The organism is Actinomadura montaniterrae (assembly GCF_008923365.1).
Lineage (GTDB): Bacteria > Actinomycetota > Actinomycetes > Streptosporangiales > Streptosporangiaceae > Spirillospora > Spirillospora montaniterrae.
In genome coordinates, this window is the sequence record NZ_WBMR01000026.1 from 52,660 (window position 1) to 66,427 (window position 13,768).

The window sequence follows — 13,768 nt, forward strand, 5'->3', positions numbered from 1 at the left end:
ATGGCCGTCAGCGCGACGGCGCGGGCACATCGGCGCCGCGCGTCCATCTGGACGCGGAGCCCGCGATGGCCTCGACGGTCTCGGCGGGCAGGAACGACGAGTCCTGCAGCACGCGCAGGTCCACCGTGACGCCGGAGCGGGCGGCGCGCGCGGCGAACGCCAGCGAGTCGTCCAGCAGCGGATCCGTTCCCGACGCCAGGAGCCGGACGGGCGGAAGCCCGTGCAGGTTGGCGTACAGGGGGCTGAGGAGCGGGTCGGCCGGGTTCGCGCCGCCCGCGTAGCGCTCCACGCGGCGGCGGAGCCCCGCGGCGTCGAACCGGGGGTCGGCGCTCGCGTTGAGGCGCAGGCTCGGCGCCTCCAGCGTCAGGTCGAGCAGCGCCGACACCAGGACCGCGCACGGGGGCTGCTCGGCGCCGAGGTCGCGGAGCCGCAGCAGCAGGGCGGCGGCCAGCCCCGCGCCGAGCCGCTCGCCCGCGACGACCGTCGGCCCGGACGCCCGGCAGTGCTCGTAGGCGGCGTGGACGTCGTCGAGGGCGGCCGGGAACCGCGCTCCGTACCGGCAGGAGACCACGGTCGCCCTCGTGCGGAGGGCGACGTGCCCGGCCAGGTCGAGCACGTGCCCGGGCGCGTCCGGCCGGTCGCCGTCGCCGTGCACGTAGAGGACGGTCGTCCCGCTCCCGCCCGCCGGACGCACGACGGGCCCCGCCGGGCCCTCGGTCAGCCACACGTCATCGCGCACGGTTCATCACCTTCTCCGCCGCCTCCCAGTGCTCGTCCGCGACCCACAGCCGGGCGAAGGCCCCCGCCGCCTCCTCCGCCGTCAGGCCGCCCGCGGTGACCCGCTTGATCTCGCGCGCCGCGCCGGTGGCGAGGGACGCCGCCAGCGACCGCCAGCCCTCCTCGAAGGAGGCGCGGGGGAGCACCCGGTCGACCAGCCCGAGGCGTTCGGCCTCCGCCGCGCCGAGCACGGTGCCCGCGCCTGCGAGCAGGAGGGCGCGGCCCCGGCCGACCAGCGCGGCGAGGCGTTCCGCCCCGCCCCAGGCCGGCATGATCGCCAGCGTCGACTGGGTGAAACCGATCTTTATGTCGGCGGCGGCCACCCGGATGTCGGCGGCCACCGCGACCTCGGCGCCGCCGCCGAGCGCGTGCCCGTTCAGCGCGGCGATCACCGGTCCGGGGAAGGCCGCGATCCGGTCGCAGACCCCGCGCATCCGCAGGGCCATCGCGACCGCCTCGGGCTCGGTGCGGATCGCGGCGAGCTCCTTCAGGTCGCCGCCCGAGACGAACGCGCGGTCGCCCGCGCCCCGGATCACCAGCGCGCCGGCGCCCCGCGCCGCGGCGAGCGCCTCGTCCAGCCGGTCCATGGTGGCCGGTGCGATGGCGTTGCGGGCCTGCGGGCGGTCGATGGTGATGACCGCCACCCCGCCCTCCAGCTCGAGATCGACCATGCGGGCCTCTCCAGACGGCGAGTAGAGATTGACATTCTCATTTCTGGAAATAGCATATTCGCCAGTCACGGCGCAGGCAACCCTCGGACCGGCGCCGGCGGGGATCAGACGATTGGCGGGATCAGGGGGCGGTCGCGCCGGCGGACGCGGGGCCGCAGCCGCGCAGCGCGGTCAGGCAGAACCGCCAGACGTTCTCGGCGAGCGCGCCGCGGTCGGGCTCGGGCATCTCGCCCATGCCGAGGACCAGGGTGTGGAAGGACGTGGTGACGATCGAGGTGATGATGTGCACGTCCCAGTCGAGGTTCGCCGGGCGCACGAGGCCGGCCGCGGCCGCGTCGGCGATGAGCTCGCGGACGAACGCCTCGTACGGGCGCCCGGTCGCGGCGATCGTCTCCGGGCTCGTCCGGGCGATCCGCACGTGCTCGTGGGCGATCACGCGGCTGAGCGACTCGTTCTCCCGGTGCCACACCAGCGGCCAGGTGACCGCCATCCGCAGCCGCTCCAGCGGGTCGCCGGACGCGGCCAGGATGTACTCGCGGATCCTCGGCAGCGCCCCGGTGACCGACGTCGTGAAGACGGTCCGGAGGAACTCCTCCTTGTTGGGGAAGCACCGGTAGAACGTCTTGATGGCGACGCCGGCGCGGCGGACGAGCTCCTCGATCGTGTACTCCGAGTCGCCCTTCTCCAGCAGCAGGCGCTGCCCGGCCGCGATGAGCTTCGCCCGCGGCCCGACGAACCCCGTGCCGGCGGGACGGCGGTCGACGGCGTGCCGGGTCATGCGCTCCGCCCACCCCGGCTCCAGCATCACGCGCCAAGGGTATCGCCCGGCCCCCGGACCGGCCGGAAGACGGGGATCACCACCTCCGGGGCGGCCTCCTGGAAGTCCACCTGCACCCGCATTCCGACCTCCAGCAGGCCGGCGCCGACGACGGCCGCGTGGACGAGGGGGCCCTCGTCCAGCTCCACCAGCGCGACGTTGGGCGGCGGATCGTCGAACGACGTCGCGTACCGCTGGTGGACGACCGTCCAGGTGCGCAGGCGGCCGAGGCCGCTCGCCGGCTCCCACGCCATCGGCGCCATGCCGTGGCCCGGGCAGCCGCCCGCCGGCCACACGGCCCGGCCGCACTCGCCGCAGCGGAAGACCAGGAAGCGGCGCTCGCGGCAGGCCCGCCAGAACTCCGCGTCGGCCGTGTCCGGCGCGACGTCCCCGGGGTAGGGGCGCGGGGCGTTCACCGGGGTCTGCCCAGCACGAGCGACACGTGCGCCCACGAGCCGTGCACGCCGCCGTTCCCTCCGCTGCCGCTGACCAGGCACAGCTCCGCGTCCGGCACTTGGTTCGTCGGCGCCTGGCCGCGGACCTGCAGGACGCCCTCCGACAGCGGCGTGAACCCGGTGGCGTAGAACCCCGAGTGCTGCCCTCCGCCGGTGTTGGTGGGCAGCTTCCCGGCGGGTCCGGTATGGCCGTCCCGGACGAACGCGGGCGCCTCGCCCTCACCGCAGAAGCCGTACTCCTCCAGCTGCATGAGCGTCGCGATCGTGAAGGGCGCGTAGAGCTGCGCCACGGATATGTCCTCGGGGCCCACACCGGCCTCCGCGTACGCGCGCCGGGCGGCGTCGGGCGCCGCGCCGAGCCGCTCGTCCATCGTGCCGTCCCACCAGTTGGCGATGTTGTGCCCGCAGCCCGCGCCGAGGACCGCGACCGGGCTCCCGGCGCAGTCCGCGGCCCGCTCCGCCGACGTGATCACGATGGCGACGCCGCCGTCGGTCGGGCGCGAGCAGTCGAGCAGCCGCAGCGGGTCGACGATCATCCGGGACGCCTGGTGGTCGGCCACCGTGATCGGCCGCCCGTACCCGACCGCGCCCGGGCGGACGCTCCCGTACGCCCGCTCGACGACGGCGACCGCGGCCAGGTCCTCCGACGTCGCGCCGTGCACCTCCATGTACCGCCGCGCGGCCATGGCGTAGACCGCGCCCGGCCCGACCAGCCCGTACAGGTACGGGTAGCCGTAGCTGTACCCGCCGATGTCGGAGCGGCCGGCGACGCCGTGGTTCGGCTCCAGCCGTGGGGCCGCCCCGGTGAACGCCTCCCCGTAGACGCTGAGGACGCGGTCGGCCTGCCCGGTCGCGATGAGGCCGGCGGCGACGACGACCGACAGCGCGGGGGAGGCGCCCCCCGAGTTGAGCGCGAACGACGCCCGCGGGGACAGCCCGGCGTAGCGCAGGTCCTCCGGCTGGACGCCGAAGCAGATGCAGGTGTCGACCAGCTCGCGGCCGATCCCCGCGTCGGCCAGCGCCGCGTCGATGGCCTGCCTTCGCAGCTCCCTGGGCGAGATCCCGAGCCGGCGCCCCTGCGGGCTCATCCCGAGCCCGACGATGGTGGCGGTGCGGGCGTCCGTCACGAGACCCCGCCGGGGACGGGCAGGCCCGCGGTGTCGGCCGGGGTGAACCCGAACAGCCGTTCGGCGTTGCCCCGGAGCACCTTGTACTGCACCTCGGGGTCCATCCCGGCGAGCCGGTCGTGGGCGAGCTTGATGGAGTTCGGCCAGGTGGTGTCCGAGTGCGGGTAGTCGGTCTCGATCATGACGTTGTCCTCGCCGATGAGGTCGAGGTTGCGCAGCCCGGCGACGTCGTCGATGAAGCAGCCGTAGACGTGGTCGCGGAAGCTCTGCCGGATGTCGAAGGTCAGGTAGTCGATGCTGTGCGCGCCGCCGTCGGTGCGCTGCTGCTTGCTGCCCTTGCCGGGGTCGTAGTCGATGCCGCGCTGGAACCAGAACCGCTGCTTGTCGATGACCTGCTCGGCCCGCTCCAGGAAGTAGGGGATCCAGCCGATGTTCCCCTCCGCCAGCGAGATCTTCAGGTCGGGGAACCGCTCGAACACGCCGCTGAACAGCCAGTCGAGCATCGTCCCCGAGGTGCGGACGGCACCCCAGGACAGGTTCGCCATGAAGTTGGTGTCGCCGTTGATCGACGGGATCTGCGACGACGAGCCGACGTGCATGCAGATGACGACGCCGCACTCGGCGGCGGCGCGGAAGAACGGGTCCCAGTAGCGGCCCGGGTCGTTGATCGTCGGGAGGCCGAGCGGCTCGGGGTTCTCGCTGAACGCGACGGCGCGCACGCCCTTCCCGGCGACGCGCCGCACCTCGTCCGCCGCCGCCTCGGGGTCCCACAGGGGGATCAGCGTGAGCGGGATGAACCGGCCGGGCGCGCTCGCGCACCACTCCTCGACCATCCAGTCGTTGTAGGCCTTGACGCAGGCGAGCCCGAGCTCCTTGTCCTCGCCGCGGTAGAAGGTCTGGCCGCAGAACGCGGGGAAGGTCGGGAACGTCATCGACGCGAGGATGCCGCCCTGGTTCATGTCCTCGACGCGGGCCCGCGGGTCGTAGCAGCCGGGCCGCATCTCGTCGTAGCCGAGCGGCTCCGGGCTGATCAGGCTCTTGTCCCGGCCGACCGTCGCGGACAGGCCGCTGGCCCGCTGCTTCATGCCGAGGTAGTGCCACGTGCCCTTGCCGTCCTCGTCGACGACGAGCTTCGGGCCGCGGTCGCGGTGCTTCTCCGGCAGCCAGGTCTGCCACAGGTGCCCCGGTTCGAGGACGTGGTCGTCGACCGAGATCAGCCAGTTCAGGTCGGGGGTCGGGTCCGTCATGACGGTTCGTCCTTTCCGTTGGGACGCCGGCGCTCGTCACACGACGCCGGACTCCTTGAGGGCCGTGATCGCGTCCCAGCCGTAGCCGAGCTCGAGGAGCACCTCTTCGGAGTGCTCGGCGTGCTCGGGGGCCCGGCTCAGCCCGGGGACGCGCTCGTCGAACTGCACGGGGGCGCTCATCAGCCGGACCGCGGTGCCGTCGTGGTCGACGGGCACGGCGTACCCGTTCTCGGTGACCTGCGGGTCGTCGGCCGCCTCCAGCATCGTGCGCTGGACGGCCCACGGCCCGGCGAGGCCGGCGAACCGCCGCTCCCACTCGGCCAGGGGCAGGGCGGCGAAGACGTCCTCCAGGACGGCGGTGCAGGCGTCGTGGTTCGCGGCCCGGGCGGCGGCGTCGGCGAACCGCTCGTCCGCGATCAGGTCGGGACGGTCGATGTGCCGGCAGAGGTCCGGCCACCAGCGGTCGGACTCGATCATCATCAGCGCGATCCAGCGGCCGTCGGCCGTCTTGTAGCCGCGTCCGATGGGGTTGGCCGAGCGCCCGGTGGCCACGGGGAACTCCCGGCCCAGGCCCCAGGAGTAGAGGATCGCGCTGGAGTGCTGCCACAGCGCGGAGCCGAGCAGCGAGACGTCGACGCACGCCCCCTCGCCGGTGCGCTCGCGGCGGAACAGCGCGGCGGCGATCCCGAACGCGAGGTTCATCGCGCCGGCCTTGTCGCCGAACGCGGGGGGTTGGGGGAGCGGCCGGTCGGCGCCGGGGGCGGTGAGGGCGGAGGCGATGCCGCTGCGCATCCAGAAGGAGGTGAAGTCGTAGCCGCCGCGGTCGGCGTCCGGTCCGCGCGCCCCCTGGCCGGTGGCGCGCGCGTAGACGATGCGCGGGTTGCGGGCCCGGACCGTGTCCTCGTCGAACCCGAGCTTCACCCGCGCCGGACCCCGGAAATTCGTCACGAGGACGTCGGCGCGGTCGACCAGCTCCATGAGCAGCTCCCGGCCGCGCGGGTCGCGCAGGTTCAGCCCGACGCTGCGCTTGCCGCGGTTGGTCTGGGCGGTGACCAGGTTGACCTCGCCGACCTTCGGGACCACCCCGGACGTGGCGAGGGCGCGCTGCGGATCGCCGGTGACCGGGTCCTCGATCTTAATGACCGACGCCCCGAAGTCCGCGAGCACGGCGGCGGCCGCCGGCGCGAACGTCCACTGCGCCACCTCCAGGACCCGCACGCCGTCGAAGACGGGTGCGGGGCCGGCCGGTCGGTCGGGCATGGGGCTCTCCTTCGCGGGCTCGCGCCGCCGCGGTGGACGCCGGGCGGGCGCAGGACGTGGGAATCCGGGGGCCTTCCCGGCTGCTTCGAAGCCTCAAGCTAACTGGTAGAAGCTCCTATGTCCATAAGTAGGAGAAGGTCATTCTCTTGTTGATAGGTGAAACTCTCTCGAGAGCTCATGAGGGAGGTCACTGAGGTGCGTCTGTCTGGTGGATCATATGGAGAAGCTCATTCTCTTGACGGCCTTCACAAATCGTGCTTAAGGTCAAATCCCGGCCGCCCGACGCGGCCTGGTTCCACTCACCGGCACCGCCGGTGAAAGTCCGTGCGCTCATTCGGATCCGCCATGCCCTTTCGCATGCCCGGACGCCGGTGAACGCCGGCCGCGAGCACCGAGAAAGGGCCGACGACATGGGGCAACTGGACGGCAAGGTCGCGTTCATCACGGGCGCCGGCCGCGGGCAGGGCCGCGCGCACGCGGGGCTGCTCGCCGAGCACGGCGCCGACGTGATCGCCGTGGACATCTGCGCCGACATCCCGACCGTCCCCTATCCGATGGCGACGGAGGACGACCTCGCCGAGACCGCCCGGCTCGTCGAGGCGGCCGGCCGGCGGTGCGCGACCGCGGTCGCCGACGTCCGCGACATCGGCGCGCTGCAGAAGGCCCTCGATCACGGCATCGCCCGGCTCGGCGGGGTGGACATCGTGCTCGCCAACGCCGGCGTCCTGCACAGCGACCGCACTGAGACGACCCTGGAGCAGGCGGCGGAACGCTGGGCCGACGCCGTCGGGGTGATGCTCACCGGCGTCTTCAACACCCTGAAGGTCGCGCAGCGGCCGCTCGTCGAGCAGGGCCGCGGCGGCGCCATCGTGATCACCGGGTCGACCGCCGGGCTGAAGGGCATGACGGACGGCTCCGGCGGCATGTCCGGGTACAACGCGGCCAAGCACGGCGTCGTCGGGCTGGCGAAGGGCTTCGCGCGCCTGCTCGGCCCGCACGGCGTGCGGGTCAACGTCGTCCACCCGACCGCCGTCGACACCTACATGATCAACAACCCGCACTCGCCGATGACGCGGGCGAGCGACGCGCAGGCGCTGGCGCGGGTGCTGCCGGTCGACCGGCTCCAGCCGGTCGACGTCAGCCGGGCGATCCTGTGGCTGGTGTCGGACGCGGCGTTCGCCGTGACGGGCCAGGCCCTCGCGCTCGACGCCGGCGTGAGCCTGTGACGGCGGGCATGGCGCGCGCATCCGCCCTGCTATCCCCGCGGTCGTACGTGGACGGCGTCCGTCTCGGGTCCGGCCCGGCGCTGCGGGTCACCGACCCGGCGAACCTGTCCACGGTGGCCGAGGTGCCCACGGCGGAGCCCGCGGACTTCGAGCGCGCCGTGCTGGCCGCGAGGCGCGCCTTCGACGGCTGGTCGCGGACACCGGCCGCCGAACGGGCCGGACTCGTCCTGCGCTTCCTGTCGTCCCTGGAGGCGCGGCGCAGAGAGCTCGAGGACACCGTCGTCGCCGAGACCGGCGCGCTGCTGCCGTCGGTCCGTACGCTGCACGTCGCGGGCGCGATCGAGCAGGCCCGCGCCGCCGTCCGGATCCACGCGTCCTTGCCCGAGGAGGAGCACAACCCCGTCCCGCTGGACGACCTCGTCACTGGCGGCCGGGTCGTCACCAGCGTCATCGGGTGGGAGCCGCTCGGCGTCGTCGCGGCCATCCCGGCCTACAACGTGCCGCTGTTCCTGGCGCTGTGGAAGGTCGTCCCGGCGCTGCTGACCGGCAACACCGTGGTGCTGCGGCCGAGCCCGCTCGCGCCGCTGGCGGTGCTGGCCGCCGGCGAGGCCGCCGCGGAGGCGGGGCTCCCGCCCGGGGTGCTGAACGTGCTCGTCGAGGAGGGCACCGCCGGGGCCGTCCTGATGACGAGCGCGCCGGAAATCGACGCCGTGTCGTTCACCGGCTCCAGCGCCGTCGGCGCCGCGATCGCCGCGCAGGCCGCGCCCACCCACAAGCGGGTCATGCTCGAACTTGGCGGCAAGTCCGCGGGCGTCTACCTGCCCGACGCGGTGGGACGGGCGGCGGACGGCGTCGCGGTCGTGATGCGCGCGATGGCGGGCCAGGGCTGCGTCCTGCAGACCCGGGTGCTGGTCCCGCAGGAGACCAAGCGGCGCGTCCTCGCCGAGGCGGCCGACCGGGTCGCCGCGCTCCGGCTCGGCGACCCGCGCGACCCGTCGACGGACGTCGGCCCTCTCATCAGCGACGCGCAGGTGCGCCGGTGCGAGGACCACGTCGCCGCGGCGCGCGAGCACGGCGGCCGGGTCGTCGCCGGCGGGCGGGCGCGCCGCGACCTCGGCGGCCACTTCTTCGAGCCGACGGTCGTCGACCTCGACGACACCGCCAACCCGCTGGCCCAGGAGGAGACCTTCGGGCCGGTCGTCTCGGTGATCGGCTACCGCGACCTCGACCACGCCGTCGAGCTGGCGAACGACACCGTCTACGGGCTGTCCGGGGCGGTGTTCGGCGCGGCGGACCGGGCGCTCGCCGTCGCCCGCCGCATCCGGTCGGGAACCGTGCTGGTCAACGGCGGCTACTTCGGGCCGTTCGCGTCGTCCGGCGGCCGGCGCCACAGCGGCCAGTGGCGGGAGCGCGGACGCGAGGGGATCCGCGCCTACCAGCAGCTCAAGCACATCACGGCGACGGCCCTGTGACCGGCCGCGACGGAAGGGACGAGGCGCAATGCTGCTAGAGGAGATCTCCCGGCTCGACCCGGACAAGATCCGCACTCTGTTCGACACCGGCGGCGAGTACCGCCGGGCCATCTCCGGCGGGGACTACGTCGAGGACTTCCACACCGACTTGCGGCGCGCGCGCGAGAGCGGCCCCGTCCACGAGGGCTGCGTCGAAGAGGTGCTGGGCCTTCCCCGCCCCGAGTACGCGCAGCGGTGGACGGAGCCCGCCTTCTCCGCCTTCGACTACGCCACGGTCAACGCCGTGTTCCGCGACGACGAGACGTTCAACTCCCAGATCCTCCGCGGCACGTTCGCCACGTTCGGGCCGAACATCCTCGGCATGGACGGGGCCGAGCACGCCCGCCACCGCGCCGTCGTCCAGCCCTCGTTCGGCCGCGCCGCGATGCGCTGGTGGACCGACCGCTGGATCGCCGGGATCACCGACACCCTCCTCCGGCGCGTCGAAGGGCGCGGGCGGGCGGAGCTGAACCTCGACCTCTGCGCGCTGCTCCCGCTGCTGACGATCACCGGGAGCTTCGGCGTCCGGATGGCGGAGTCGCTGCGGCTCCGCGAGGTGATCGAGCGGATGATCGGCGCCGACGTGCCCCGGGAGGACAAGCTGGCCGCCTCCGCGGAAGCCGCGGACATGCTGCTCCCGCTGATCGCCCACCGGCGCGAGAACCCGCGGGACGACCTGATCAGCAGGCTGGTCCGGGAGCGGGTCCGCGACGAGGACGGCACCCTGCGCGCCGTCACCGACGAGGAGGTCCTGGCGTTCGCGCGGCTGATCCTCACGGCCGGCTCCGGGACGACGTGGCGGCAGCTCGGCATCACGCTGTGGGCGCTGCTGAACAACCCGGACCAGCTCGGCGCCGTCCGGCGCGACCGGTCGCTCGTCCGGGCCGCGATCGAGGAGTCGCTGCGCTGGGAGGTGACCGACCCGACGTTCTTCCGCATGGCGACGCGGGACGCCTTGCTCGGCGGGGTCCGCATACCGGCGGGCTCGCGGGTGGCGCTGTGCCTCACCGCCGCGAACCACGACCCGTCCCGGTGGGACGCCCCGGACGCCTTCGACGTGTTCCGGCCGCTGCGCCCGCACCTGTCGTTCGCCGGCGGCCCGCACGTCTGCCTCGGCATGCACCTCGCCCGCGCGGAGATGACGGTGGCGCTGAACGCGATCCTCGACCGGCTGCCGGACCTGCGCTGGGACCCGGACGAGCCCCGCCCCGTCCTCATGGGCCTGCAGATGCGCGGCCCGGCCCGGCTCCCGGTGGTGTTCGGATGACCGGCACCACGGGCGGCGAGCGCCCGGAGGTCGCGGTCACGCCGCGGACCTGTGTCGGCACGGGGGTGTGCGCGTTCTACGCCCCCGCCACCTTCGAGCTCGACGAGCGGGGGAGGGTGCGGATCGCGACCGGGCCCGGCGAGGACTCCGCCGAGGACATCGGCAACGCCGCCGAGGCGTGCCCCACCCAGTCGATCACGCTGTCCTCCACCGACGAGAGATGACTGTTCTCCTTGTCGAGAACATGATATTCACAAGCCGTCGGCGCCCCCGCACCGGGAAGTGGAGCCATCACCATGCGAACGATCCCTGAGGCCCTGGTCAAGCGGTACGAGGCGGAGGGCTGGTGGACCCGGGAGACCCTCGGCGAGATGCTGGCGCGGGGCCTCGCCGCCGCACCCGACGCGGTGTTCCGGGTGTACTCGTCGGTGCGGCCGTGGTCCGGCACCTTGCGCGACGTCGAGCGGACCGCGCGGAGGCTCGCCGCCGGGCTCCAGGCCCGCGGCGTCCGGCCCGGCGACGTGGTGGCGTTCCAGTTGCCGAACTGGATGGAGGCGGCGGCGGTCTTCTGGGCGTCGGCCTTCCTCGGGGCGACGGTCGTACCGATCGTCCACTTCTACGGGCGCAAGGAAGTCGGGTACATCCTCAAGGCCGTCCGCCCGCGGGTGTTCGTGACCGCCGAGCGGTTCGGCCGTATGGAGTTCCGGCCCGACGTCTGCGCGGACGTCCCGGTCGTCGGGGTGGTGGGGCGCGACTTCGACGACCTGCTCGCCGCCGACCCGCTGCCCGGCGTGGCGGCTGTGGACCCGGCCGGCCCGGCGGTGATCGCGTTCACGTCCGGCACGACGCGCGACCCGAAGGGCGTCGTGCACAGCCACCGGACGCTCGGCTACGAGACCCGCCAGCTCTCCGACCGCTACCCGCCGGACATCGCCCGGCAGATCACCTCCGCGCCGGTCGGCCACTTCATCGGCATGATCTCGGCCTTCCTGATCCCCGTGCTGCGCGGCTGGGGCGTGAACCTCGCCGACGTGTGGGACCCCGGCCGGGTCCTGGCGCTGATGAAGAGCGACGACCTGACCGTGTGCGGCGGCGTCCCGTACTACATGACGAGCCTCCTCGACCATCCCGACTTCACGCCGGAGCATCTGCCGAACATGCGGTTCGCCGGACTCGGGGGAGCGGCCGTCCCGCTGGCGGTCACCACCCGGCTCACGGACCTCGGCATCACGGTCCACCGGTCCTACGGCAGCACCGAGCACCCGTCCATCACGGGCTCGGCGCTCACCGCTCCGGCGGCCAAGCGCCTGCACACCGACGGCGAAGCGCTGCCCGGCGTGGAGATCCGGCTGGGCGAGGACGGTGAGATCTTCAGCCGGGGTCCGGACCTGTGCATCGGCTACACCGATCCGGAGCTGACCGAGCGGGCGTTCGACGAGGACGGCTGGTACCGCACCGGGGACGTCGGTGTGGTCGATGAGGACGGCTATCTGACGATCACTGATCGCAAGTCGGACATCATCATCCGGGGCGGGGAGAACATCAGCGCGCTGGAGGTCGAGGAGGCGCTGCTCGGAATGCCGGGCGTCGCCGAGGCCGCGGTCGTGGCCGCGCCCGACGAGCGGCTCGGCGAGCACGCCGCGGCCGTGGTCCGGCCGAAGCCGGACGCCGCGGCGCCGACGATCGAGGAGATGCGGGCCCATCTGGAGCGGGCGGGGCTCGGCCGGCAGAAGTGGCCGGAGGAGCTGCACGCCGTCGAGGACTTCCCGCGCACCGCCAGCGGCAAGGTCCAGAAGTTCCTGCTCCGCCGCGAGATCGCGGCGCGCGCCGGGGAGGGCGGGGCCGCCCCCACGACCCGTGGAATCTGAGTTCTCAATATGCGAGAGTTGAATTCTCGCTGAGTGATGGGAGCTTCTGGGATGCGCACGATCCCTCCTGAGCTGGTCAAGCGGTACGAGGCGGAGGGCTGGTGGACCGGAGACACGATCGGGGACCTGCTGGCGCGGGGGCTCCGCGATGCTCCCGACGCGGTGTTCCGCGTGCATTCGGCCGTACGGCCGTGGTCAGGGACGTTCCGCGACGTCGAACGGGTCGCGCGCCGGCTCGCGGCGGGGCTGCGGGAGCGCGGCGTCGGGCCCGGCGATGTGGTGGCGTTCCAGTTGCCGAACTGGATGGAGGCGGCGGCGGTCTTCTGGGCGTCGGCGTTCCTCGGGGCGACGGTCGTGCCGATCGTCCATTTCTACGGCCGTAAGGAGGTCGGCTACATCCTGCGGTCGATCCGGCCGCGGGTGTTCGTCGGCGCCGAGCGGTTCGGCCGCCTGGAGTTCCAGCCGGACCTGTGCGCGGATGTCCCGGTCGTCGGGGTGGTGGGGCGCGACTTCGACGAGCTGCTCGCCGCCGACCCGTGGCCGGGGGTGGAGGCCGTCGACCCGGCCCTTCCGGCCCTGATCGCGTTCACGTCCGGCACGACGCGCGACCCGAAGGGCGTCGTGCACAGCCACCACACGCTCGGCTACGAGACCCGCCAGCTCGCCGGGCTGTACCCGTCCGACCGCGGCCGGCAGCTCACGTCCGCTCCGGTCGGCCACTTCATCGGCATGGTGAACGCCTTCCTGATCCCCGTGCTGGACGGGACGCCGGTGAACCTCTCCGACGTCTGGGACCCGGCGCAGGCGCTGGCGCTGATGAGGAGCGACGGGCTCACCGTCGGCGGCGGAGCGGCGTACTACATGACGAGCCTGCTCGACCATCCCGACTTCAAGCCGGAGCACCTCGCGCATATGAAGTACGCGGGGCTCGGCGGCTCGTCCGTGCCGGCGGCGGTCTGCGATCGGCTGGCCCGCCTCGGGATCACGGTGTTCCGCTCGTACGGCAGCACCGAGCACCCCTCGATCACCGGATCGCGGCACACCGCGCCCGAGCGCAAGCGGCTCCGCACGGACGGGGACATCCTGCCCGGTGTGGAGATCCGGCTGGGTGAGGATGGTGAGATCTTCAGCCGGGGTCCGGACCTGTGCATCGGCTACACCGATCCGGAGCTGACTCGCCGGGCGTTCGACGATGACGGCTGGTACCGCACCGGGGACGTCGGTGTGGTCGATGACGACGGCTATCTGACGATCACTGATCGCAAGTCGGACATCATCATCCGGGGCGGGGAGAACATCAGCGCGCTGGAGGTCGAGGAGGCGCTGCTCGGAATGCCGGGCGTCGCCGAGGCCGCGGTCGTGGCCGCGCCCGACGAGCGGCTCGGCGAGCACGCCGCGGCCGTGGTCCGGCCGAAGCCGGACGCCGCGGCGCCGACGATCGAGGAGATGCGGGCCCATCTGGAGCGGGCGGGGCTCGGCCGGCAGAAGTGGCCGGAGGAGCTGCACGCCGTCGAGGACTTCCCGCGCACCGCCAGCGGCAAG

13 protein-coding genes are annotated in these 13,768 nt (G+C 73.3%); 6 read left to right on the top strand and 7 right to left on the bottom strand.

Annotated features, from left to right (window positions below):
- Positions 1–7 precede the first annotated feature (7 nt).
- The 7 genes from F9B16_RS12565 to F9B16_RS12595 form a co-directional block, all read right to left on the bottom strand.
- A complete protein-coding gene (locus tag F9B16_RS12565; RefSeq protein ID WP_151540206.1) occupies positions 8–739 on the bottom strand; it encodes an alpha/beta hydrolase fold domain-containing protein in 732 nt (243 codons plus the stop codon).
- Positions 729–1,448, bottom strand: coding sequence for an enoyl-CoA hydratase/isomerase family protein (locus F9B16_RS12570; protein WP_151540207.1), 720 nt, complete (start codon positions 1,446–1,448; stop codon positions 729–731). The genes F9B16_RS12565 and F9B16_RS12570 overlap by 11 nt, the downstream gene beginning before the upstream one ends.
- A gap of 121 nt (positions 1,449–1,569) precedes the next feature.
- Positions 1,570–2,253: a TetR/AcrR family transcriptional regulator gene (locus tag F9B16_RS12575; RefSeq protein WP_225991581.1), complete on the bottom strand. Its 684-nt coding sequence runs from the start codon at positions 2,251–2,253 to the stop codon at positions 1,570–1,572.
- The gene (locus F9B16_RS12580; RefSeq protein ID WP_151540209.1) at positions 2,253–2,681 is read right to left on the bottom strand and encodes a Zn-ribbon domain-containing OB-fold protein; all 429 of its coding nucleotides are present in this window, start codon (positions 2,679–2,681) and stop codon (positions 2,253–2,255) included. The genes F9B16_RS12575 and F9B16_RS12580 overlap by 1 nt, the downstream gene beginning before the upstream one ends.
- Positions 2,678–3,847, bottom strand: coding sequence for a thiolase C-terminal domain-containing protein (locus tag F9B16_RS12585; RefSeq protein WP_225991580.1), 1,170 nt, complete (start codon positions 3,845–3,847; stop codon positions 2,678–2,680). The genes F9B16_RS12580 and F9B16_RS12585 overlap by 4 nt, the downstream gene beginning before the upstream one ends.
- On the bottom strand, positions 3,844–5,094 hold the full coding sequence (locus tag F9B16_RS12590) for an amidohydrolase family protein (protein WP_151540210.1): 1,251 nt from the start codon (positions 5,092–5,094) through the stop codon (positions 3,844–3,846). Before F9B16_RS12590 ends, F9B16_RS12585 begins: the two co-directional genes overlap by 4 nt.
- Positions 5,095–5,130: 36 nt before the next feature.
- Positions 5,131–6,354: a CaiB/BaiF CoA transferase family protein gene (locus F9B16_RS12595; RefSeq protein ID WP_151540211.1), complete on the bottom strand. Its 1,224-nt coding sequence runs from the start codon at positions 6,352–6,354 to the stop codon at positions 5,131–5,133.
- A 410-nt stretch (positions 6,355–6,764) separates the two neighbouring features.
- Here F9B16_RS12595 and F9B16_RS12600 point away from each other — a divergent pair, with 410 nt between their 5' ends.
- The 6 genes from F9B16_RS12600 to F9B16_RS12625 all read left to right on the top strand — a co-directional run.
- Positions 6,765–7,580: a mycofactocin-coupled SDR family oxidoreductase gene (locus F9B16_RS12600; protein ID WP_151540212.1), complete on the top strand. Its 816-nt coding sequence runs from the start codon at positions 6,765–6,767 to the stop codon at positions 7,578–7,580.
- Positions 7,581–7,588: 8 nt separating this feature from the next.
- The gene (locus tag F9B16_RS12605) at positions 7,589–9,052 is read left to right on the top strand and encodes an aldehyde dehydrogenase family protein (RefSeq protein ID WP_151540213.1); all 1,464 of its coding nucleotides are present in this window, start codon (positions 7,589–7,591) and stop codon (positions 9,050–9,052) included.
- Between the two features lie 28 nt (positions 9,053–9,080).
- Complete coding sequence (locus F9B16_RS12610; protein ID WP_151540214.1) at positions 9,081–10,358, top strand: cytochrome P450; 1,278 nt, start codon at positions 9,081–9,083, stop codon at positions 10,356–10,358.
- Entirely contained in the window at positions 10,355–10,582 is a 228-nt protein-coding gene (locus F9B16_RS12615) for a ferredoxin (RefSeq protein ID WP_151540215.1), read from the top strand. Before F9B16_RS12610 ends, F9B16_RS12615 begins: the two co-directional genes overlap by 4 nt.
- 72 nt (positions 10,583–10,654) lie before the next feature.
- Positions 10,655–12,226: an AMP-binding protein gene (locus F9B16_RS12620; protein WP_151540216.1), complete on the top strand. Its 1,572-nt coding sequence runs from the start codon at positions 10,655–10,657 to the stop codon at positions 12,224–12,226.
- A gap of 51 nt (positions 12,227–12,277) precedes the next feature.
- A partial coding sequence (locus tag F9B16_RS12625) for an AMP-binding protein (protein WP_151540217.1) occupies positions 12,278–13,768 on the top strand: 1,491 nt, incomplete at its 3' end.